Source organism: Photobacterium indicum (assembly GCF_003026215.1).
Classification (GTDB): Bacteria; Pseudomonadota; Gammaproteobacteria; order Enterobacterales; family Vibrionaceae; genus Photobacterium; species Photobacterium indicum.
Genome location: NZ_PYOC01000005.1, coordinates 162,164 through 185,508 on the forward strand (window position 1 = coordinate 162,164; position 23,345 = coordinate 185,508).

Annotated in this window: 21 protein-coding genes and 1 tRNA gene; 18 read left to right on the top strand and 4 right to left on the bottom strand. The window is 41.6% G+C overall.

Annotation, left to right across the window (positions count from 1 at the left end; translation table 11 throughout):
* Nucleotides 1–8 precede the first annotated feature (8 nt).
* Nucleotides 9–1,406, bottom strand: coding sequence for an aminopeptidase (locus C9J47_RS15285; RefSeq protein ID WP_006229100.1), 1,398 nt, complete (start codon nucleotides 1,404–1,406; stop codon nucleotides 9–11).
* 982 nt (nucleotides 1,407–2,388) lie between these two features.
* Here C9J47_RS15285 and trxB point away from each other — a divergent pair.
* The 9 genes from trxB (at nucleotide 2,389) to grdB (ending at nucleotide 11,711) form a co-directional block, all read left to right on the top strand.
* Entirely contained in the window at nucleotides 2,389–3,600 is a 1,212-nt protein-coding gene (gene trxB, locus C9J47_RS15290; RefSeq protein WP_107254283.1) for a thioredoxin-disulfide reductase, read from the top strand.
* A gap of 9 nt (nucleotides 3,601–3,609) precedes the next feature.
* Nucleotides 3,610–3,936, top strand: coding sequence for a thioredoxin TrxA (trxA, locus tag C9J47_RS15295; RefSeq protein ID WP_107243330.1), 327 nt, complete (start codon nucleotides 3,610–3,612; stop codon nucleotides 3,934–3,936).
* Between the two features lie 101 nt (nucleotides 3,937–4,037).
* A complete protein-coding gene (gene grdA, locus C9J47_RS15300; RefSeq protein ID WP_107254284.1) occupies nucleotides 4,038–4,523 on the top strand; it encodes a glycine/sarcosine/betaine reductase complex selenoprotein A in 486 nt (161 codons plus the stop codon).
* 14 nt (nucleotides 4,524–4,537) lie between these two features.
* Complete coding sequence (grdA, locus tag C9J47_RS15305; RefSeq protein WP_107254421.1) at nucleotides 4,538–5,002, top strand: glycine/sarcosine/betaine reductase complex selenoprotein A; 465 nt, start codon at nucleotides 4,538–4,540, stop codon at nucleotides 5,000–5,002.
* A gap of 105 nt (nucleotides 5,003–5,107) precedes the next feature.
* Entirely contained in the window at nucleotides 5,108–6,643 is a 1,536-nt protein-coding gene (gene grdC, locus C9J47_RS15310) for a glycine/sarcosine/betaine reductase complex component C subunit beta (protein ID WP_107254285.1), read from the top strand.
* A 12-nt stretch (nucleotides 6,644–6,655) separates the two neighbouring features.
* Nucleotides 6,656–7,852 carry a glycine/sarcosine/betaine reductase complex component C subunit alpha gene (gene grdD / locus C9J47_RS15315; RefSeq protein WP_107254286.1) on the top strand — a complete coding sequence of 399 codons (1,197 nt, stop codon included), beginning with the start codon at nucleotides 6,656–6,658 and terminating at the stop codon, nucleotides 7,850–7,852.
* 136 nt (nucleotides 7,853–7,988) lie between these two features.
* Nucleotides 7,989–9,035: a selenide, water dikinase SelD gene (gene selD / locus C9J47_RS15320; protein ID WP_081450072.1), complete on the top strand. Its 1,047-nt coding sequence runs from the start codon at nucleotides 7,989–7,991 to the stop codon at nucleotides 9,033–9,035.
* Between the two features lie 71 nt (nucleotides 9,036–9,106).
* A complete protein-coding gene (locus tag C9J47_RS15325) occupies nucleotides 9,107–10,399 on the top strand; it encodes a glycine/sarcosine/betaine reductase component B subunit (RefSeq protein WP_036802590.1) in 1,293 nt (430 codons plus the stop codon).
* 13 nt (nucleotides 10,400–10,412) lie between these two features.
* Nucleotides 10,413–11,711 carry a glycine reductase complex selenoprotein B gene (grdB, locus tag C9J47_RS15330; protein ID WP_107254287.1) on the top strand — a complete coding sequence of 433 codons (1,299 nt, stop codon included), beginning with the start codon at nucleotides 10,413–10,415 and terminating at the stop codon, nucleotides 11,709–11,711.
* A 130-nt stretch (nucleotides 11,712–11,841) separates the two neighbouring features.
* Here the strand turns inward: grdB and C9J47_RS15335 are convergent, their stop codons facing one another.
* Nucleotides 11,842–12,264 (bottom strand): GrdX family protein, encoded by a 423-nt coding sequence (locus tag C9J47_RS15335; RefSeq protein WP_107254288.1) that lies wholly within the window; start codon nucleotides 12,262–12,264, stop codon nucleotides 11,842–11,844.
* A gap of 346 nt (nucleotides 12,265–12,610) precedes the next feature.
* Here C9J47_RS15335 and C9J47_RS15340 point away from each other — a divergent pair.
* The 3 genes from C9J47_RS15340 to selB all read left to right on the top strand — a co-directional run bounded on the left by C9J47_RS15340 (nucleotide 12,611) and on the right by selB (nucleotide 16,280).
* Nucleotides 12,611–12,702: transfer RNA gene (locus C9J47_RS15340), tRNA-Sec, on the top strand.
* A 333-nt stretch (nucleotides 12,703–13,035) separates the two neighbouring features.
* Nucleotides 13,036–14,463 (top strand): L-seryl-tRNA(Sec) selenium transferase, encoded by a 1,428-nt coding sequence (gene selA, locus C9J47_RS15345; RefSeq protein WP_107254289.1) that lies wholly within the window; start codon nucleotides 13,036–13,038, stop codon nucleotides 14,461–14,463.
* Complete coding sequence (gene selB, locus C9J47_RS15350; protein WP_107254290.1) at nucleotides 14,460–16,280, top strand: selenocysteine-specific translation elongation factor; 1,821 nt, start codon at nucleotides 14,460–14,462, stop codon at nucleotides 16,278–16,280. The genes selA and selB overlap by 4 nt, the downstream gene beginning before the upstream one ends.
* A gap of 81 nt (nucleotides 16,281–16,361) precedes the next feature.
* On the opposite strand, the gene C9J47_RS15355 is transcribed toward selB, so the two are convergent.
* Nucleotides 16,362–16,919, bottom strand: coding sequence for a TetR/AcrR family transcriptional regulator (locus tag C9J47_RS15355; RefSeq protein ID WP_107254291.1), 558 nt, complete (start codon nucleotides 16,917–16,919; stop codon nucleotides 16,362–16,364).
* A 146-nt stretch (nucleotides 16,920–17,065) separates the two neighbouring features.
* On the opposite strand from C9J47_RS15355, the gene C9J47_RS15360 reads away from it, so the two are divergent.
* Nucleotides 17,066–17,659, top strand: a complete 594-nt coding sequence (locus C9J47_RS15360; RefSeq protein WP_107254292.1) for a hypothetical protein — start codon at nucleotides 17,066–17,068, stop codon at nucleotides 17,657–17,659.
* A 21-nt stretch (nucleotides 17,660–17,680) separates the two neighbouring features.
* Nucleotides 17,681–18,538, top strand: a complete 858-nt coding sequence (locus tag C9J47_RS15365) for an SDR family oxidoreductase (RefSeq protein ID WP_107254422.1) — start codon at nucleotides 17,681–17,683, stop codon at nucleotides 18,536–18,538.
* On the opposite strand, the gene C9J47_RS15370 is transcribed toward C9J47_RS15365, so the two are convergent.
* A complete protein-coding gene (locus C9J47_RS15370; protein ID WP_107254293.1) occupies nucleotides 18,535–18,945 on the bottom strand; it encodes a transcriptional regulator in 411 nt (136 codons plus the stop codon). The genes C9J47_RS15365 and C9J47_RS15370 overlap by 4 nt on opposite strands.
* Nucleotides 18,946–19,079: 134 nt before the next feature.
* Here C9J47_RS15370 and C9J47_RS15375 point away from each other — a divergent pair, with 134 nt between their 5' ends.
* From C9J47_RS15375 to C9J47_RS15390, 4 genes are all read left to right on the top strand, one after another.
* Complete coding sequence (locus C9J47_RS15375) at nucleotides 19,080–20,288, top strand: C45 family autoproteolytic acyltransferase/hydrolase (protein WP_107254294.1); 1,209 nt, start codon at nucleotides 19,080–19,082, stop codon at nucleotides 20,286–20,288.
* A gap of 573 nt (nucleotides 20,289–20,861) precedes the next feature.
* Entirely contained in the window at nucleotides 20,862–21,776 is a 915-nt protein-coding gene (locus tag C9J47_RS15380) for a hypothetical protein (protein WP_107254295.1), read from the top strand.
* A 1-nt stretch (nucleotide 21,777) separates the two neighbouring features.
* Complete coding sequence (locus C9J47_RS15385; protein ID WP_107254296.1) at nucleotides 21,778–22,926, top strand: beta-ketoacyl-ACP synthase III; 1,149 nt, start codon at nucleotides 21,778–21,780, stop codon at nucleotides 22,924–22,926.
* Nucleotides 22,926–23,342: a DarG family dialkylresorcinol biosynthesis protein gene (locus C9J47_RS15390; protein ID WP_107254297.1), complete on the top strand. Its 417-nt coding sequence runs from the start codon at nucleotides 22,926–22,928 to the stop codon at nucleotides 23,340–23,342. Before C9J47_RS15385 ends, C9J47_RS15390 begins: the two co-directional genes overlap by 1 nt.
* Nucleotides 23,343–23,345: the final 3 nt, after the last annotated feature.

Here is a 23,345-nt window from a genome sequence, read left to right on the forward strand (position 1 = left end):
TCAGCAGGCTAAAGTGCATCAATAAAGAAAACTTTATACGCTTTGTACAGCTCGTGAATGTCAAACTTTGAGGCAAGTTCAAACGGTGAATGCATTGAAAGCAGTGCCGCCCCTGCATCTATGGTATTAATGCCATAATGCGCTAGGTATTTAGCCACGGTACCGCCACCACCTTCATCTACTTTGCCTAACAAGCCTGATTGCCACTTGATTTCTTTATCATCAAACATGCGGCGTAATGCAGCGACATACTCGGCATCAGCATCGTTTGAACCCGCTTTGCCACCATGACCAGTGTATTTGGTTAAGACCAAGCCATAACCCATTTTTGAGGCATTTTGAACATCGTGAACTGATTCAAATAATGGATTTAAGCCAGCATTTACATCAGAAGAAAGGGCATAAGATTGCCATAAACAACGACGCATCATTTGATCATTATATTGATTGCCAAGTTGGCGGATAAGCAGCTCGCCAGTAAAGTATTCAAGATAGCGAGATTCAAGCCCTGTTGAACCTGACGAGCCAATTTCCTCTTTATCTACCAAGAAGCAAACAGCAGTTTGTTCTGGCATAGCAATATCGAAAATCGCTTCTAACGAGGTGAAAGCACAAATGCGATCATCTTGGCCATACGCACCGAGTAAGCCACCATCTATACCTACATCGCGGGCTTCGCCTGCGGGTACAAGCATTAATTCAGCGGAGATAAAATCTGGTTCTGAAATTTCATATTTTTCAAATAATTTAGTTAAAATATGATGCTTCACTTTGTCTTTAATCTTGTCGTCATTTACTTCCATTGGTATCGAACCAACAATAATCTGAAGCTCTTCGCCTTTTAGGACTTCTGCCGCCGTACGCTCACGCTGTACTTTTTTATCGAGGTGGGGCAATAAGTCTGGAATAGTAAAGACAGGATCTTGTGGATCTTCACCGATGACGATGTCGACATTTCTTCCCGACTTGGTTGCAACAATGCCATGCAATGCAAGAGGGCGAGATGCCCATTGGTATTTCTTGATCCCGCCATAATAATGGGTACGCATTAATGCGAGTTCACTCTTTTCATATACCGGGTTAGGTTTCAAATCTAAACGAGGAGAATCAATATGAGAAACCACATAACGAATACCGTCACTAATCGGTTGTTTACCCACAACCACTAATGCGACGTTCTTTTTACGGTTTACGAAGTAGACTTTATCGCCAGGGTTTAATTGTTTAAATTCAGAGATGGGACGAAATCCCTTTTCTTCGGCTTGTTTAACACAGAGTGCTACGCATTGACGCTCAGTTTTCCCTTTATTGAGGAAATGCTTATAGTCTTCACAAAAGTGATTGATTTCATTAATACGTTCTTCATTGAGGTTAAGCCAACCATTGGTATATTGCAGCGTTTCCATTGCTTCACTCCGAAAGTTTAGTGGTTTTCGCGGTGGAGATTAGCATTAAGGAATAAATTTAAGTTGTGAGCATTATCGTTTTATTTAATAAAAAGTCATAGCTGTAAAAATGACTTATTTATCAATAAAATATATTGTTTTTTTATAGCTTGTTTAATTAAGCCTTAAGCTGTGTGTTTACATCCAAACAGATGTTTGCAAATGTTAGTATTTATTAATGTAGCTGTGGATATGGTTCTCATGGTGATACTAACAGTACAAATGTATATATCAAATCGGGTAAATGTTGCGAATTATGATGATATTTTAATGTTTTATTTTGTGTTTCTTATAGTCCTAATTCTTTCTTTTTCCATTAGGGTATATTTTTTAATTTTTGATATTAGTAAATCTAATCCGAAATGGTGTGTTTTTAAGTTTAGATGCCACACTTTTTAAATCTAAAAAAAACAATGTAAGTCATTTCTAAATTTAGAATCATATTCTATTGCATTTATGCATAGGGTTTTTAACAAAACTTATACACAAATAACTATAAATTAAGGGGTTATGAAACATATGGCGTGGTGGCATGTCTATCATTATGCGCTGGATGTCATATTTTTTGTCTTTTTATAGGGTTTTATTCTGTAGTCGGATTTTGGTCACAAAAAAACAGAGATTACTATTTATAATCACAATTCTTGGTAAGAGGTTGGTGTGTAGTCAATAAAATCGATACGAAATTAATATTAAAGCTAGAAGGGTATCGTTAGATGTTTGTAGCGGTTTCTTATATAAGTTGAATGTTATTCTTCGTTTTGAATATTGTGTGAAATATTATTCACCAGTTTTAATTTCGGATTGTATTTAATGGTTAGCTTAATGTCATGTCGAATGCTACTGCCAATGCTTATTTTTTTGATGATCGAATTCGGTGAAGTTATTAAGTGAAACTTGGTGCTTCTATTAAATTAGGCTTTAAATTTAAACCGGTGAAGGTATGTCTGAGCTCTATGATGTAATTATTATTGGCGGTGGTGCTGGCGGAATGTCAGCCGGTGTTTATGCCGCTCGTGGCAAAATGAAAACGCTTATTATTGAAGAAAAACGTAAAGCGGGTGGTCAAGCAGCAACAACCGATGAGATGGAAAACTATCCGGGTGTTCTGTCTGCTACTGGCCCTGAGTTAATGGATGCGTTCCGTGCTCATTGTGACAAATTTGGCGTTGAATTCACCAAAGGTATTGTGAATAACATTAGCGTTGCCGATGACGGCTACATAAAAACCTTAACAACCACTAAGGGTGAAGTATTTCAGGCCAAAAGTATCATTATTGGCACTGGTGCTTCGCCACTGATTCTTGGTGTTCCGGGTGAAAATGAATTCCGTGGTAAAGGCGTATCGTATTGCGCAACCTGTGATGCTGACTTCTTCGAAGAGCTGGATATTGTGGTTGTTGGCTCGGGTAATACCGCCGTTGAAGAATCCCTCTTCCTCACTAAGTTTGTCAATAAAATCACCATGATTGTACGTCGTGATCACGGTATTTTAGCGGCAGATCGTACTGCCCAAGAACAAGCTTTTGCTAACGATAAAATCAATTTTGTATGGAATTCAGTCTTAGACGAAATTACTGGCGACGAGCTGGTGAATGGCGTCAATGTGAAGAACATTAAAACTGGTGAGATCAGCCATATCGAATCTGATGGTGTATTCATGTTTGTAGGCACAGTGCCTAAAACAGATTTCATCAAAGGGCTGATTGACTTGAATTCTCATGGTTACATTGTAACTAATGACAAACAAGAGACTAATATTCCCGGTATTTATGCTGTCGGTGATGTGACAGATAAATTCTTGCGACAGGTCGTTACTGCCGCAGGTGATGGTGCGGTAGCCGCTGTAGCTGCAGACCGTTATATCGAGGAAGAAGATAACTGGCGTAAATCAGTTGTCGATTTTGATGGCACCGCATTGGTTGCATTCTGGGCGCCACAAAACCAAGACAGTATCGATGTTATTAATCAGCTAGAAACGCACAATAAGGGTCAAGCTGGTAAGAATGTTGTCACAATCGATATCTTCAAGAATCAGAAGATTGCCAAGCAGTTTAATGTCTCTGAAATACCGGTTGTTATTCGATTCGACGCTGGGCAGGAAGCCAAGCGTGTAAATGTTAAGGATCTAAATGAGTTAGAAACTTTGTATTAAGGAAAAGCAATGATCGAACTTACCAAAGAGAATTTCGATTCTGAAGTCAATGTTGATGGCATTGTGATGGTCGACTTCTGGAGCGAAAGCTGCGTACGTTGTAAAGAGCTAATGCCCGATGTGGTTGAAATGGAAGCGAAATACAGCGAGCAAATGAAGTTCTGTAAATTGAACATTCAAGGTAATCGTCGTTTGGCTATGGCACAGAAAGTGATGGGTTTACCTTCGTTCGTGTTTTACAAAAACGGTGAGAAACAAACGCACCTTTCTGGTGAAGAATTAGAAGTTGAAGATATTGTGAATGCAATTGAAAGCTTTGTTTGTGAACAAGCATAATCAGTAAACATTTATAAAATCAGCAAGTTATAATAATGGGGTTGTATCAAGTAATTGACTGCAACGTAAGTTTAGTAATCTGTAATCCTTCGGAGTTAACGATGCTCAAAGATAAGAAAGTTATTATCTTAGGAGACAGAGATGGAATACCAGGACAGGCAATCGAAGCTTGTATTAAGTCTGCTGGTGCCCATATTTTGTTCTCTACTACCGAGTGTTTCGTCTGAACCAGCGCAGGTGCTATGGATCTGGAAAACCAGAAGAGGATCAAAGGTTTTGCTGAAGAGTTTGGTGCAGAAAATATTCTCATCGTACTTGGCGGCGCAGAAGCGGAAGCTTCAGGCCTTGCTTGTGAAACCGTAACCAACGGTGATCCTACTTTTGCCGGTCCGTTAGCCGGAGTCCAGTTAGGACTCTCTTGTTATCATGTGGTTGAGCCGGAAATAAAAAATAATGTTGATGCTGACGTCTATGACGAGCAGATAGGCATGATGGAAATGGTACTTGATGTTGATGCAATCATTGCAGAAATAAAAGGGTATCGTGAGCAATTTGGGAAGTATGTTTTAGCGGAAGCTGAGGTGTAATTGTGAATAAAGAAGTGTTTGCTACCAAAACAGCGATCATTCTTGGAGACCGTGACGGCATACCTGGTCAAGCAATTGAAGCTTGTATAAAGACCACCGGTGCTCACGTTGCTTTCTCTACAACAGAATGTTTCGTCTGAACTAGCGCAGGCGCAATGGATCTTGAAAATCAAAAACGGATTAAAGCACTCGCCGACGAGTTCGGCGCCGAGAATGTAATTGTTATTCTTGGTGGTGCAGAAGCAGAAGCTTCTGGACTCGCGTGTGAAACTGTCACCACAGGTGATCCGACTTTTGCAGGACCATTGGCGGGAGTCCAGTTAGGACTTTCTTGTTACCACGTGGTTGAAGACGTAATAAAAGAAGCTGTCGACCCAGCTGTTTATGAAGAACAGATTGGGATGATGGAAATGGTTCTAGATGTCGATGCGATTAAAGCGGAAATGCAACAATACCGCGAAGAACCCGTAGAGGCATAAGTGCCACATCAAGCTGATAAGTCAGCTTGATATCTTCTCATCAATACCGATTCGAGTCTGATGACAGGCTCGAATCTCATATCCGGCTCGGATGCAGGAGTGACAATGGGATACGCAGTTATTAAAGGGGTGAGCTATGTATTGGCTCATACGCCTGATATCTTGATTCACAATGGGTCGGCACAAGTTGCTGCTCGTGCTAAAAATGATCCTCAAGATAATTATTTAACCAATCTAGGTACACATCTTCGTCCATTTTCTGACGTAGTGAGTTACCCCGCAAACCAATGTTATATCGGCAATATTACTCCCCAACAATTATCTGATTTACCTCAGCCTTGGTTCAATATTAAAGAATCTACATCGGCAGAAGGTAAATACGGCGAGATTAACTCGCAAGAACATTTCTACGCCATGTTAAACCACGTTGATGTGTTTAATTTGGTGTGCTTTACCGCTGAATTTGTTGAAAAGTACCACAGCCAAATTTGTCATCATGCTTTGTACGGCGACACTGATTTATTAGCGGGTCATCAGCTGATTACGTGTGATGAAGTACTTGCTTTACATGAATCTCATCAAGCAGAAGTATTAATGCTTAATGGTGAAATTATCGGTTGTGTGAAAGCTGCACACGATGAAGATGAAAACCTTTCTGCCCATATCATGCTTGAAAATCTATGTACTAAAGCATCAGGTGTCATGTCTGCAATGAACCTGAAACGCCAAGGCATTGATGTGGCTGAGATTGACTACATTATCGAATGTTCAGAAGAAGCATGTGGCGATATTAATCAACGCGGTGGCGGTAACTTTGCTAAAGCGATTGGTGAAAGCGTGGGTTGTGTGACGGCAACGGGTTCAGATGTGCGTGGTTTCTGCGCAGCACCTGCTCATGCAATGACATTGGCCGCTGCACTCGTGAAAGCGGGCATTTTCAAAAACGTTATGGTTGTTGCAGGTGGTGCTGTTGCCAAATTGGGCATGAACGGGCGTGACCATGTGAAAAATAACATGCCAGTGCTAGAAGATTGCCTTGCTGGTTTTGCATGTGTCGTCAGTGAAAATGACGGTGTTAGCCCAATGATCAATACCGACATTGTCGGTCGCCATCAGATTGGTACAGGCTCATCACCACAAGCTGTGATGACAGCATTGATTGCTAAGCCGCTAAAAGATGCGGGCATGGCAATGACAGATATCGATAAATATTCTGTTGAAATGCAAAACCCAGAAATTACCAAACCCGCAGGCGCAGGTAATGTTCCTGAGTCCAACTACAAAATGATTGCCGCCTTAGCCGTGAAAGAAGGACAGCTAGAGCGTACGCAGTTACTCGATTTTGTAAAAGACCATGGCATGACAGGTTTCGCACCTACACAAGGTCATATTCCATCGGGCGTGCCTTTCTTAGGCTTCGGTCGTGACATGATCATGAATGGTGAAATCAATAATTTCATGATGGTTGGCAAAGGTAGCTTGTTCTTAGGTCGAATGACTAACTTGTTCGATGGCTTGAGCTTTGTAGTTCAGAAAAACACTGGCAAACAAGCTGCGCAATTCGATGAAGCACAAGTGAAGCAAATTGTGGCGCAAGCAATGCGTGACGTTGCAGAAAACTTACTTAACGCTAATAAGTGATTGGAGGTTGTTATGCAAAATGCCAATCAACAAGGCAATCAACACATCAATCAACAACTTTCTGATACCTTCAATGCGATGGCCGATGGCTTATTGTCTGGGCAATGTGATCGTAAAACCCGTATTGGTTTAACGCTTATTGGTAGCGAGTTAGGTGAAGCTGAATTGCTTCATGGCGCGCAACTTGTGTCACGCCAATATAGTGATATCGAACTTGTTTTAATTGGTGGTGATCAAGCTGCAGGATTTGAACATCATCCTGCAAGCAATCTAACTGAATGTCACCAAGTGATGGAGCAGCTATTTGCTGATAAACAAATCGATGGTTGTGTGACACTGCATTATGCCTTCCCGTTAGGGGTGAGCACGATGGGGAAAGTTGTTACGCCAGGAACTGGTCGTGAAATGTTTATTGCCTCAACCACTGGTACATCAGATACGAATCGCCAAGCTGCGTTGTTGAAAAATACTATCTACGGTATTGCACTAGCGAAAGCGAGTGGTATTGAAAAACCAAGTGTTGGTGTCTTGAATATCGATGGTGCAGCCCAGTGTGAACGTGGCTTAAAAGAGCTGCAACAGGCTGGTTATGATATTCATTTTGCTGACTCGTCTAGGGCTGATGGTGGTATTGCAATGCGTGGTAATGATTTATTACGCGGCACACCGGATGTCATGGTAACAGACAGCTTAACTGGCAACTTACTGATGAAGATGTTCTCATCTTTTACCACTGGCGGCAGCTTTGAAGCATCTGGCTTTGGTTATGGACCAGGGTTAAGCAAGGATGGCTGTGCTGATGGGCAATTAGTTAGCATTATTTCACGCGCTTCTGGTGCTCCTGTTGTTGCTGGCGCAATCCGCTTATGCGCAGATGCAGCAAAGGGAGAGGTAATGAAGCGAGTGAATGAAGAATGGGAAGCTGCATCATTAGCTGGCATTAACAATTTAGTTAATAAATACAAACAACCTGTTGCTATTGACGCTAAATCAGATGTTAAGGCTGATGTTGTTGCCCCACCTGAAAAAGTGACAGATACCGATATTGGCGGCATTGATATTTTAGAGATTGAAGATGCTTGTCAGGTGTTATGGAAAATGAACATTTTTGCCCGCACGGGTATGGGATGTACAGGCCCCATTATTCTGGTCGCCAAAGAAGATAAAGAAGCCGCTAAAGCCAAATTGGTAGAAGCGAAATATTTATAAGGTTTTATTTAGCGATAAACACACTAGATAAAGCATTAGATATAAACGCGATAAGAATCAAAACATACGCTGAGCGCAAAAAATAGATTTAATGAACTGTATGCGCTCTTACCGTCCACTTCTAAGGAAATTAGAGATGACAGATAAAGCAATGCGTCTAACGCAGATGACCAAAAAAGCAGGGTGAGCGGCCAAAATAGGCCCTAAGGCCATGGCGCAGGTTCTGCAGACCATTTCACCCCTGTTTCCCGAACAAGATTACCCTAACTTAATGGTTGGGCTGGCGGTAAGTGACGATGCTGCCGTTTATAAAATCAACGATGATGTTGCGGTTATTCAAACATTGGATTTCTTTACCCCAATTGTTGATGACCCTTACGACTTTGGTGCGATTGCAGCTGCAAATGCACTAAGCGATGTGTACGCCATGGGCGGACAAGTAACATTAGCGATGAATATTTTTTGCGTCCCAGTTGATCTTCCACAAGAGGTTGTTGGCCAGATACTGAAAGGCGGTGCGGATAAAGTCCGTGAAGCTGGAGCAGTACTGGTTGGTGGCCACACAGTGGAAGACGATGAACCAAAATTTGGTTTATCGGTTATGGGTATGATTCATCCATCAAAAGTGCAAACCAAAGCCGCTGTTGAAAGCGGGGATGTATTAGTACTAACGAAACCTTTAGGTACTGGCGTAATTTCTACCGCAGCCAAGCGAGGCAAAGCGAGCCAAGAGTCGATTCAAACGTCAACCGACAGTATGAAAAAACTCAATCGCAACGCGGCTCAGATTTTTGTTAAGTACCCAATTAAAGCATGTACTGATGTAACTGGTTATTCATTGCTAGGCCACGCCCTAGAAATGGCAGAAAAAAGCGATGTATGCATGCATTTCATTGCTGACCAAGTGCCATTTTTGTTGGGGGCAGAAGATTACGCAGCACAAGGTATTTTCCCTGGTGGCGCGAATCGTAACCTTGAAGCCTATAAAGATGATATTGAGTTTGCACCTGAATTAGATGAAAGCTGGCAACAAAAATTATGCTGCCCAGAAACCTCTGGCGGTTTGCTAGCAACAGTACCCAAAGATTGTCTCGAATCCTTATTACTTGAATTTAGCAATACTGGAGAATCATGTTGGGTGGTTGGCTACGCCGAATCAGGACGTGGCATCAAAGTTTCTTGATGCACCATTCTTGATACACAATTTGTGAAGGCGACAGACTTCCCTCAATGGACGCTTGTTTGGAGAAACAAATGAAACTCGAATTAGGCAATATTAATATTCGCGATTTGGCTTTTGGGTCAACCAGTGAAATTAAAGAAAACACGGTAGTAATTGATGAGCACGCACTGAAAGGTTACTTGTGTGAATTAGACCACCGTATTCGTTCTATAGAGCTAAGCATTGCAAAACCTGGTGATAGTACTCGTATTATGCCAGTGAAAGATGCCATTGAACCTCGCGTAAAAGTGTCTGGCGGTGGTGATATTTTCCCAGGTCGTCATCTGGGTGAAGAAACCATGGTTGGTGAAGGTCGTACCCATGTCTTAAAGGGTATGGCAGTGGTAACAACGGGTGAGATCGTTGGTTTCCAAGAAGGCATCATCGACATGAGCGGTCCGGGGGCAGAGTTCACCCCATTCTCAAGAACATTGAACCTAGTTATTCAATGTGAAGTGGAAGAAAGCTGTAATCAGTATGATCATGAAGCCGTTGTGCGCCTTGTTGGATTAGAAGCAGGACGTTGGATTGGTAAGTTAGGTGAGCATATTACACCTGACGAAATCGAAACATACGAAACCAAGCCATTGCTAGAGCAAGCGGCACAACATCCTACACTGCCTAAAGTCGGTTATGTGTACATGCTACAAAGCCAAGGCTTACTACATGATACCTACTACTACGGCGTAGATGTGAAAGGTATTTTACCAACATTGATGTACCCAACTGAAGTTATGGATGGGGCAATCATTAGCGGTAACTGTGTATCGGCTTGTGATAAAAACACCAGCTATGTACACCAGAACAGCCCTGTGATTTATGATTTATATCGCCACCATGGTGTTGATTACAACTTCATGGGTGTGATTGTGACTAACGAAAATGTCACATTACGTGACAAAGAACGCTCCTCTAACTTTGTGGTTAAGCTTGCTAAACAAATGGGTTGGGATGCAGCAATCGTCAGTGAAGAAGGCTTTGGTAACCCAGATGCTGATCTAATGATGAACTGTTCAAAACTCGAAGCAGCAGGTATCCAAACTGTACTGTTAACCGATGAATACGCAGGACAAAACGGTGAAAGCCAATCACTTGCTGATTCACATAAGAGTGCAGATGCTGTTGTAACAAACGGTAATGCTAACCAGCTAATTACGTTGCCAGCGATGAACCGTGTTATCGGTCATGATCGCTATGCAGATATCGTTGCGGGTGGCTTTAACGGAAGCTTACATGAAGATGGTTCGATTACGGTTGAACTTCAAGCCATTATCGGCGCGACAAGCGAGTTAGGTTTCCATTTCCTAACAACCAAAGCCTGTTAAAGAGGATAGTCAGATGACACTTAGAGTTGTTTATTATTTGAACCAGTTTTTTGCCCAAAAGGGTGGCGAAGAAATGGCCCACATTCCAATGGAAGTGGTTGAAGGTTCTGTGGGTGTTGGTTCTCAAATCAATACTATGTTGAAAGACAAGGCAGAAGTAACGCATACCATTATCTGTGGTGATTCATACCTAAACGAAAATGAAAGCCTTTGCTGCCATAGCTTGCAAGAAATCTTGGCTCAACTAAAGCCAGATCTTGTTGTTGCTGGCCCTGCCTTTAACGCCGGTCGTTATGGTATGGCTTGTGGTACGGTAGCGAAAGTTGCTCATGAAATGGGTATTAAAACTATTTCAGGCATGTACGTCGAAAACCCAGGCTACGAGCTATTTGGTCAATACGCTTACATGGCAGAAACTGGCAACAGCGCGGCAAGTATGCGCCAAGCTATTCCTGCAATGGTGAAGTTGATCAATCGCTTTATTGAAACCGACGGTGAGCTAGGCGACCCTGCGGAAGAAGGCTACATGCCTCGCGGTATTCGTGTGAACTACTTTGCTGAAAAGCGTGGTGCAACGCGTGCGGTTGATTTGTTGATTGCTAAACTTGCGGGTCCTGAATTTACGACTGAATACCCAATGCCGGTATTTGACCGTGTAGACCCTCAACCAGCGATTGGGCTATTAAGCCAAGCTAAAATTGCCTTGGTTACATCGGGTGGCGTGGTACCAAAAGGTAACCCTGACCATATCGAATCATCAAGTGCATCAAAGTACGGTGAGTACAGCATTGAAGGGTTAGACACAATAACGTGTGCAACACATGAAACAGCCCATGGTGGTTACGACCCTGTTGCATGTAACGACAACCCGAACCGTGTTTTACCTGTTGACGTATTACGGGATATGGAACGCGAAGGTGTCATTGGTAGCCTGCACAACATGTTCTACAGCACAGTCGGTAACGGTACTGCGGTTGCTAAGTCAAAAGAATATGGTGCAGAAATTGCGATGAAACTACAACAAGCAGGGGTGACTGCCGCTATATTTACCTCCACTTGAGGCACTTGCACACGTTGCGGCGCAACGATGGTTAAAGAAATCGAAAAAGTAATGCCTGTAGTTCACATAGCAACAGTAGTTCCTATCTCTAAAACAGTAGGTGCTAACCGTATTGTTCCAGCAATTGCGATCCCATATCCATTGGGTAACCCAGCGATGCAACCTGAAGAAGAGTTGTATAATCGCCGTCAAATTGTTGAGAAATCATTAGCGGCACTTCAAACTGAGATTTCAGAGCAAACTGTATTCTAAGCAAATGTAAATCATACAGTAGATAAAAAAAGGCCTGCAGATGCAGGTCTTTTTGTAGGTGTAGATTAAGAAAGAAATACGCACTACTTGTAAAGCAGCAAGGATGATCAGATTCTTATTTTGATTGGTATTAGTCCAGATGTAAGCCAAATGAACTCAAGCTTGATTTGATCAGCTGGCAATCAATAAGCTGGAAATCATTGCGTTTCTTTTCCTCGTAACGTTCAACAATGTTTGCTGATGTCTGTGTTAAATGATCGGGGTTGTTTTTACATAGCACTTGATAGCGCTCAATCGCTTGTTCTAGCGTATTCAGTGACTGGAAATCAAGCTCGTCATTGGAATGGCTTAATATAATACTTCTATAAGGTGTCTCATGCGGTTTAACACTGCCCGCGAGAGGATGAGAAATTATTTTTGCACCAAGATGAATACGATCTCTAGCAACAGTTAATACATCATACAAGGTGTTTTCCTGTGTATGATTGATACGACTAATCGTTTTACAAACTAAAGGATTGTTCGTAATGATTTCAAACTTATCTAATCGCAAGATTATATTCCTAATATATAAATAACTTGCCTGTAATTATAAAATATACGATGAGATATGTTGTGTTGCCATGTCTTGTTTTATATAAAATCGACGGATTTATACGCTGTTTTTTTAATGCGGTAACTATAATGATTGCTATGTGTTAATGGCTTGTTTTTGACAGTTTAAATCGATGTTTATATGCAATGGTGAGTACATTAAGTTGCACATTAAAAATGTTACTCAGTAAGCTAAATTAGAAATAAAATCAGGCATTTACTATCTTTGGCTATGACGTCACGGTTTTGTGTTTTATCACTTCTAAATCATCATCTTACTATGTATATTTACCCCATCGAAATACGGAAGTGGATGGGGTCTGGTGGCCCTCCCGGTCTTCAAAACCGACGTGAGCTGAATAGGCTTTGGCAGGTTCGATTCCTGCTCCTTCCGCCAAATTTTAATAGTATTTAAATGTACTATTAAAATAAAAAACCAATCAGTTATTAAAATACGCATAGAGTGAAAAATTATGCATATTTTATTCTTCTTAAAGAGGAGAGGTGGCATGGTGTGGTCTTAAATGACACCGTTCACAGTCTTCGATTCAGTATTTCATTGTCTATTAAAAATACTGTTTTCTTCGCTTCTGTCTTCGCACCAATTATAAATAAGCTCATACTAAATCGTCCATAAATATTTAATGGTTAGGTTAATGTTTATTCAGTGAGTCTTATTAAATAACTATGAATAGTTATTTAATGTGATTGATGAAAACAGGTTTTAATTATGACTGTAAACGCTTTATCTGCGATACCTCAAATTGGTAAAATGTTAGAGCAACCCTTTCTATCGCCATATATCGAGCGCTTGAGTCAACCTGTTGTGGCTGACCTTGTCAGAGAGCAAGTGAATGGCTATAAAAAAGATCATTTACGTAATCCTGAGCACGTCCCTTTTTCTCTTGAAACACTATATAGCCGAATTGAATGTGCATGCTGGCAAGTCAATCAACAACGTTTACAGCGTGTTATTAATGGCACGGGCGTGATTGTTCACACAAATTTAGGGCGATCGCCGTTAGATGCTGATGTATGGCAAGCGGTAACCGAAGTGAATACGCATTATAGTAATTTAGAAATAGATTTAACCACGGGTAAGCGCGGCAAGCGCAAAGGGCTCTTGCAGCAATTAATGCGCTATTTAGTCAAAGGTGAAGATACGTTAGTCGTTAATAACAATGCATCTTCCATCTATTTAATGTTGCACGAAATCGCGAAAGGCAAAGAAGTTATTGTGTCGCGTGGTGAGCAAATTCAAATTGGCGGTGGTTTTCGTATTCCCGATATTTTAGCGCTATCGGGTGCCAAGCTGGTGGAAGTGGGTACAACCAATATCACTACTGTTGATGATTACCTTGATGCAGTGACAGACAATACTGCAATGGTGCTCATTGTTCATACTTCCAATTTTAAGATCCGCGGCTTTACACAATCGCCAGATATTAAAGATCTTGCCGATCTGCTACCTGATCACGTGGTATTGGCCGTTGATCAGGGCTCGGGTACAACAACAGAAAATTTACCCGATGAACCCAGCGTAATGAGCTACATAAAAGCGGGTGCTGACTTGGTTTGTTTTTCAGGTGATAAAATCATTGGTGGTCCACAAGCTGGCATGGTGACGGGCAAGCAGTCATTAATTCAACGTCTAGAGAAAAACCCGATGATGCGTGCCTTCAGACCAAGCCGTATCGTCTATTCCTTGTTAGAAGAACTGGCTGTACGTAAATTAAATCAGCTTAAAATGGGTCAAGGTATTGCTGAACGCTCTATCACTCAAGCTGAAGTTACACTCGAAAATAGAGCCCAACAGTTGGCAGAAGGTTTTGGTGAACGATTACGTATAGTGCGATCTGAAATGACGGTTGGCGGGGGATCGTTACCTGATCAACAAAGCCCATCGTCGTCGGTAGAAGTGAATGCCATCAGCTTATCTGCTGATAAAGTGTTAGAGGTTATGCGTAATTGGCCACTGCCTGTCATCGGGGTTATTAAGCACGATAGGGTACAACTAAATCTTGCCACAATCAGTGATGATGAAATCACATACCTTCGTCAGCAATTGGCGGCACTGTTTGATCTTCAGCTAGAGATGGATCTCACAGGATCTTGTTCTAACGTAGCAGATGCGAAGAAAGTGGAGGCTGCAATATGAGTTATGTCGTAGGTACTGCTGGCCATGTCGATCATGGTAAATCAGCACTGATCAAAGCCCTTACTGGTATTGAAACGGCCCATTTACCGCAAGAAAAGAAACGCGGTATGACTATCGATCTCGGCTTTGCTTTTTTTAAGCATAACAATGGTGAAGCAGTTGGGGTTATTGATGTTCCGGGTCATGAACGTTTTATCCGCAACATGGTAGCAGGGGTGTGGAGCCTAGACATGGTGCTGTTTGTTGTAGCTGCCGATGAAGGTTGGATGCCAATGTCGACTGATCACCTTAAAGTCATTACTGCAATGGGGATAGACAATGTCACCCTTGTGATAACCAAGTCTGATTTAGTTGATAAAGATATGCTCGCACTGGTGGAAGAAGAAGCGTTAGAGCAATTTTTAGAAATTGGTGGTTTTATTCCCGATTCACTCAGTGTGTCGGCTCATCAATCTTTGGGTATCGAAGCGCTTAAGCAACATATTTGCCAAAAATTAGACACACTTTCTCGCCCTATTTTAGATTCATCAGCCACGGCGCTTCAAGATAGCAAGCAGAAAGTAAGCCAGCAACAAGAAGGGCGCCTCTACATTGACCGTGTATTTACCGTGAATGGTGTCGGTACAACGGTAACGGGTAGCTTGTGTGGTGGTGAATTTCATGTGGGTCAAAAACTGGTTATGCAACCGTCTGGCACTGAAGTACAAGTGAAGAGTTTGCAGTCATACCATCAGAATATCCAAACGGCATTCCCTGTTTCACGTGTCGCGATTGGTTTGAAAGGGATCAAGAAAAAGGATGTACAACGCGGTTTCTGTTTATTGGAATCGAAAGAAGGTGCCTTTGTTGCCGATGAACTCATTGTTCGGTTAGACGCACTACCTGAACGCGGGAAATGTCGAAACAACAGCGAAGTAGAAGTCGCATTTGGTACGTTTAATACGTTAGCCACCATCTTTATGTTTAAGGGAACAAACCTTGCGCGGTTACGCCTAAAAGACCCCGCTTGCTGCTTTTGGAATCAACGTTTATTGCTGATCCAGCATGGTGGCAGCAATATTGTAAATAGTGGTGGAATTTTATGGACAGGAGCAGTCCCTAAACCACTACGTAATAAGCTCTATGACTTGCTGATGAACTTACCTGAAAACCCAGAATGGCGTGATTATGTCACACTCAATATGGCACTTTACGGGTATGCGAAAAAGGGCGGTCTAGCAGATAAAGAGCAATATCAAATATGTGGCGAATGGCTATTCACCCCTGAGTGCTATCAGAGCAGCTTCGAGCATATTGTTGCGACTCTTGAGCACGAGAAAATCGATTTATCGGTTAATGAACTCAGTGGTAAAGTGCAGATGTCAGTGCCTGTTCTTAGTGATTTGTTAAAGCAATTAGTTGCTGATGGTAAGTTAAGACAAAATGACGATCTGTACTCACTAGGCAACGGGCGTAATGAAGCAGAACTTTCTTCTATTGCTAAACAGATCTTAAATAAGATGGTTGAAGCCCAAAAGCAAGGCTTTGAAGCAGAAAAAGAGAAATTACCAGGGGCTCAAAAAGAACTGCGCAACCTGGTTCGATTAGGTTTTGCTGTGCCACTAGAAGGTAAAATTTATTACGAGAAAACCCTGTATGACAGCTTAGTAACGGGCATCATTCAAGGTCGTAAAATTGATGATCGCTTCGATATTGCAGAAGCAAGAGAGTGTGCGGGTTTATCTAGAAAGTACATGATTCCAGTCTTGAATCGCATGGAATCTGATGGCTGGATTAAACGTGACAACAACGTGCGCCAAGTACTTCGGTTGCAATAGTTCTGCTGCAGTAACAATACCAATCTAAAATAGCATAAACAGGGCTTACTAGGCATAGTGAGCCCTTTCTCTTAGCCGGTATTACTGATGTGGTTCACCCAAATATCTCTTAACCTGTGCTGATACATATTCCTTGTCTAGTTCTTTTCCCATCATAAGCTGATGGCTTAGTAACCCAAGCATTAGTGTATATAGTTCACGGCTATGGTTGGCAGAGACATAGCTAGCTAGCATCACCGTATATTTTTGATTGGCGAGAACCATACAAGGATCATCGGCGACATTCTCTGAACCAATGACTTGGATATAGTCTAAGACTAGCTGCATTTCTTGAAAATATCGTGGTGCCACTTGTTGAAGAATTAAAACAAAGTTCTCGACTCGTTGCTCGAATGAAGCATCAGCAGCTAACGGCTGGTGTGCAAGAGCGCCTGCATCGAAGTTAACAATAGCCTCAGTCGCTGCACGAAATAGTTCATCTTTACTTTTGTAGTAATAATAAACCGCACTTTTGCTCATTCCGAGTTGCTCACAGAGCTGCCTCATACCGACATTCTTATAGCCATATTCAAGAAAAACCTCTGTTGCCTTCAGGGCAATCTCTTCACGTTTTTTATCATGATCAACGATCTTTGGCATGTCACTTTCTCTGCTGTACCCAATGGCGTGGACTGAATTATATCACACCCCTCCCTATATAGACCATGTGGACTAAAAAAGTCTTTACCTCTAAATAAAAGCGCGCTACCTTAAAAGACCAACTGGTCTAAAAAGAAGTTTTAGCTATGAAAATTGATTGGAATATACCACCTGTAAGAAAGGGATTCTTTTATGGGATTGATAAGCTAATTGGTCCGGGGGCAACCAAAGCTGAGAAAAACTTACAGCTCTATATACCGTTTATTGCTGGCTTTATCATGGTTGCTTATGCGTACTATTGGCAGCTTGGCTGGGGATGGGCGCAATACCTTATTGCGGGATTGCTAACGGTGGATATCGTTGGTGGCATTATCACTAACTCGACGTCCAGTGCCAAAAGGTGGTTCCACCGTGAAGGGCAAGGATTTAAGCAACACATGGGCTTTATTGGCACGCACTTTGTTCAGTTATCGCTGTTTAGCTGGGCGTTTTTTGATTTCGACATGATGTGGATTGCATTAGTTGGCGGCTACATGGTGGTTGCTTGTGTAACTATCCTTCAAACGCCACTCTATTTACAGCGCCCAGTTGCCATAACGTTCTATGCATTGAGCATTGTTCTTGCCATTTATTCTTTTGAAGCTCCACAAGGATTGGATTGGTTTTTGCCGTTATTCTATCTAAAGCTATTGATTAGTCATGTCTTACGTGAAGAACCATATCGACCAGAGTACGAATAGATCATGAGAGAGGTACATCAAATGAAAACACGCCCTCGTATCTTAATTGCTGGTTCAACGGGCTATCTTGGCTCGCACATTGTTAAGCAGTTGATAACTGAGAATGTTGAATTTAAGGCTATAGCAAGAAACAAACCTAAGTTGCTTTCTCTTGGCGCTCGTGACGATCAGGTTATCGAAGCGCAGGTGACAGAGCCTGAGGAGTTACACGCCATCTGCGATGAGGTTGATGTTGTTATCTCATGTTTGGGTATCACCAGACAGCGTGACGGATTGGGTTACATGGACGTTGATTACCAAGCCAACCTTAATTTACTGCAAGAGGCAGAACGAGCAGGTGTTAGTAAATTTATTTATGTCTCTGCGTTTAATGCTGAGAAGTACCCTTCTGTTAGGTTGTTAAAAGCGAAAGAGCGTTTCGCTCTGCGCTTGTTGGGTTCAGAAAATCTCACACCTTGTGTGATAAGACCAAATGGGTTTTTCTCAGATTTAGAAGAGGTTTATCAGATGGCAAAGGCTGGACGAGTCTATTTGTTTGGTGCTGGCGACGTCAAAATGAACCCGATTCATGGGGAAGATCTTGCCAATTTCTGCCTTGAGGCGATAGATAGGGATGAAAGGGAACTTGATGTCGGTGGGCCGGAGGTTCTATCAGGAAAAGACATTGCTAAGCTCGCCTTTCTTGCGCAAAACAAACCAGAGCAAATCACCTGTTTACCTGATTGGCTGCGAGGTTTGATACTTAGTGTTGTAAAAAGACTTCCTGAAAAATGGGGGGGGCCTGCGGAGTTTTTTTTAACGGTAATGGGGAAGGATGCTATTGCTCCAAGGCATGGCACAAATAGGCTTGGGGATTACTTTACAAAGGCGGTTAGCTAATTACCGCTCCGTTCACGTTTTTGCAACTCTTTATAGAAATTGCTCAGAAACTCGATGTCTTCTTTTGGTGCCGCGAGCATTTGATCGAGAAAATTTAACGTACTTGCCGAGAGAGGTAATTGCCCGCCATGTTGTCGCTCAAGTTCTGTCATTGGAAATAGTTGCAGAATGCTGATATCAAGAGCTTTGGCAATACGAAACATATCGAGTAGGGTAAAATGACTTCGTCCTTCACGATCCATTTTCTCATAGAATGATGAGCGGCCCAGATTCGCTTTTTGCGCAAGTGTATTTTTAGACTGCTTTGAATGAACCATCATGGTTTCAATACGCTCAATTACCATCATACGAAATTCTCGTTCTTCCACGCCGAAGAACTCAAAGCCTTCTGTTTTTATCTCTGCCATAATTTTCTGTGCTTTCCGATATTCTGGAATCAACGGGTGTATTGTGTCCGAATAATGGAAAAGTATATCGCTATTATGTCCTCAATACAAAGCGGGATAGCTAAAGCTATTTATCAATCGATGAGGACTAAATTATGATTACTTTTAAGCGTACGATTATTGCTGCGATGGCAGCACTGTCAACGTTATCTGGCAATGCGAGTGCAATTTCATTAGAACCAGTGGAAGGTTTGAATGTACAGCAACCATACTATGCGCCTGAGAATTTTGTTCAGCAAACAGACATGCCAGTAGTTAATATTCAGGGTGTACAGCCAGCTGATTACGCAAAGATATTTGAAGCACAAATTGGTGAACAAGTTCGCCGTGGTATTAAGGAGGCTGAATATGTTTATCAGCTAGCAGGTATTGAGTTAACTTCGTTTGAAAAACGATCAACAAAGGTATTAGAGAACTCTCGAAAATTAAATCCAGAGTACTTTGATATTGTTGAAGCATTGGCAAAAGTTGGCGGTATCACGGTTGAAGAGATGTTCACCCTTAGTCAGTTGGATGCGGCACTAGCTTCTGCTGCGGACACTTCACTAAGAGGTTGTACTACTGTTAGTTTTGACGGTACCGGTGTGGTTGGGCAGGTGAACGATACCCCATCTTTATCTGGGGGAAATTATTGGGTGCTGCAAGCCGATGATTTTATTCAAGTTATGGCATCAGGCTTTTATGGCTCAGGTCAAACAATGGGTAAAGACCTAGGTGTGGTGATCAACTTTCAAGGCACTGATTCTAAAGGGGTTGGTCTTGATTCATCAATGGCTATTGAGTTAGGTGCGCTGCAAAATTACATTGTGCGACATGCCAAATCTGTTGATGAAGCCATAAAAATTCTAGATAAACACCGTACGGTGGTGGCATCACACTTTAATTTTGCTGATCGCCAAGGCAATACAGTCGGTGTAGAAATGCTAAGTGGAACTAATTACGTAATTAAGCGTGATGCTGGAATCGGTCATGCTAATCACTCTGAGCGTCCGGGCGTTATGCAGGCTTTTGCAGAATCTATAGGTATGCCAAAGAGAAATAAAGAACGCACTATTGCGACTGCCTATACAGAGTGGCGTGCAGATTTTGCTCAACAATTTATTGATAATACCCCTGAAGGTAATATTGATGCTGCTAAATATGTACTGAATACTAAGCCAATTGCTCAGCATGCGGCGTACGGTTCGGATTTTATTACGACGTTAACTGCGGTAATAGATACAAAAGCAGGCTGTATGGAAGTGGCACCAGGTGTGGGTGAGTGGAACGATTTCAAGAAAGTATGCTTTATACCAACTAAATAAGTACCTGTTCATTCTTGCTGGTTAAAATCGATAATGACTGCGTAAGAAATTTTATAATTAGAACCACTAGTTACTTCAATTTCTATCTTACCATTACCGATTTTTTCTACGCAAATTGAGGATTATTTGAGCCCTTCGACAAAGCCGATGTTTGAACTTCTTTATAACTTGGCGAAAAAGCTATCATATATGTTATTAATATATTGATTATCTATGTATTTAAAAGATAATTCTTATAGAATACCTCATAATTGGTCCTTAAATTGTGTTTGGATTCCCCCTAATGCTCTGCCACTTTAACGATCGTTATGTGAGTGTGAGATAATGGCTAGAATCAAGTTCAGTTTCAAAAAGGTATTTATATTCATCGTTTTATAAATGAATATGGGATGGAGAAGCAGTGCCAGTTATGTTTTTGATATGCACTGGCTAGAAGGTTACCGCTGTCCTAACTGCCATCATCAAGCTTCGTTACAGCTAATCGACTCAAGTACTCAAACTGCACCAATACCTCATGCTTTATTAAGTTAGCTGAGGTTGGATGGTAATCAAGAATTGTTTTAGGTCTATTTAATGAAAAAAGTTCTCGTAATTTCTCACTCTCAAAGTGGACAATTAGCAAAATTTGTTGATTTAGCAACTGCGCCTTTACGCCAAACTGATTCAGTACAAGTGGATTATCACTGTGTTGAACCCATCAATAAATACCCATACCCTTGGTCGTTTTATCCTTTCTTTGATGCCTTCCCTGAAGCTATCTATATGAATGGCTGTGAAGTAAAACCCGCAGAGCATTTAGAAGATGAGTATGACTTAATTATTTTAGGTTATACGGTTTGGTTTTTATCTCCTTCAATTCCCATTACTGGTTTTTTAAAAACACCACAAGCAAAAGCACTTATCAAAGGTAAACCGGTTGTTACTTTTATTGCTTGTCGTGATATGTGGGTAATGGCGCAAGAGAAAATGAAAGCGGTTATTGCAGAACTAGGTGGTACCTTGATAGATAATGCGGTATTAACCGATCAAGGTGGGTCTATATACGCCTTCATTACGACACCTCGCTGGCTGCTAACGGGAAAAAAAGACCCGTTTTGGGTATTTCCAGCAGCTGGTGTGTCAGAAAAAGATCTTCAAGAAAGCGAGCGCTTTGGTCATCGTTTAGTGTCTGCGCTAGAAAATGATTTAGAAAAGAAAAAACAACCGTTACTGAAGAATCTCAATGCCGTTACTGTAAATGGTAAATTGGTTGGCTCTGAGAAAATAGCCACGCGTTCGTTCATGGTGTGGGGTAAGTTAATTCAAAAGTCAGGTAAACCAGGTTCATTCCCTCGAAAAATTGTGATTACTATTTACGCGATATTTCTTGCCTTAATGGTTCTGACGTTAGTACCGATAAACTTATTGGTGAAGAAGTTAATCTCTCCTTTTAGAAAGAAAGCGGTTGAAGAAAGTATCACTTATTACGAAAAACCATCAGGACGTTAGAATGAACAACAAAGTATATATTAACGATATTCAGGCTTTTCTGCCAAATGAAGCCGTTAATAATAAAGAAATAGAACACGTCCTTGGGCAAGTGGGTTCGCGTCCTTCTCGTGCAAAAAACCTTATCCTGCGATCCAATAAAATCAAACAACGTTATTATGCAATTAACCCAGAAACGGGTGAAACCACACACTCCAATACAGAGCTAACGGCAGAAGCGGTCAGAAAACTAAATTCAGAGTCATTTGATATTAATCATACAGAGTTATTAGCCTGTGGTACGACGATTGCCGATCAGATTTTACCTAACCATGCTTTAATGGTGCATGGCGAGTTAAAGATCCCTGCTTGTGAAGTGATTGCAACGTCGGGTATTTGTCTTTCTGGCACCATGTCATTGAAATATGGTTACATGTCGATATTGAGCGGCCAGAGTAATAATGCGGTGGTTACTGGCTCTGAAAATGCGTCAGCCATGATGCGCGCTAATAAGTTCCAAGCTGAAGTTGATACGGTTGTAAGTGCATTAGAACGTCAGCCAGAAATTGCTTTTGAAAAAGATTTTTTACGTTGGATGCTGAGTGATGGTGCTGGTGCAGCCTTACTGACATCTCAACCAAACGCTGACTCAATCTCTTTAGAAATAGAGTGGATGATGCAGAAATCCTACGCTAATGAACTTGATGCATGTATGTATGCAGGGGCAGATAAGCAAGAAGATGGAAGCTTAAAAGGGTGGCGTGAGTATGAATCTCAAGCGTGGCTTGATCATTCTATTTTCGCGGTTAAACAAGATGTTAAGCAACTTAATGAAAATATTGTCGAGTACACTGTTACCAAACCACTTAAAGAGTTGATCGAGAATGGCAAGGTAAACCCAGAAGACATTACATATTTTGTACCGCATTATTCTTCGGGTTATTTCCGTGAACGCTTACATCAAGGCATGGTTGAGGCTGGTTGTGATATCCCTCAAGATCGTTGGTTCACTAATTTGTCTACTAAAGGCAATACAGGCTCCGCGTCCATCTATATTATGTTGGAAGAGTTATTCCATTCAGGAGTATTAAAAAGAGGCGATAAATTGCTTTGTTATGTACCTGAAAGTGGGCGATTCTCTACCGCCTTTATGCAATTGAAGGTGGTGTAATGGAAGCGAAAAAAGTCCCACAAGATAACATCTCTACGTATGCGAATAATTCGAAAGCAGTGTATGCAACGGATGAAAACGGTGAATATTCTGTTATTGCGTCTACTGGATGGGAAGTTGAAGAGGAAGTGACAAAGCAAGCACTGAATGAGTTTGAACGCCAAGCCCTTGAAGCGTATGAACTGGTACAAAAGGGCGAAAAGTCGCCGTTGTATTATCATATGTTTGCTCAACGAATGGATTTAATGGTGCTAGCTCAATCTGTGGGTTGGTTTCAGTGGCGTGTTAAACGTCATTTTTCTCCACAAGTGTTTGCTAAGCTTTCGTTTGCAAAATTAGCAATCTACAGCGATGCCTTAGGTGTTTCAGTAAAGCAGTTAACCTTGCTTCCTAATCTTCCCAATAAAAATAAATAAAGC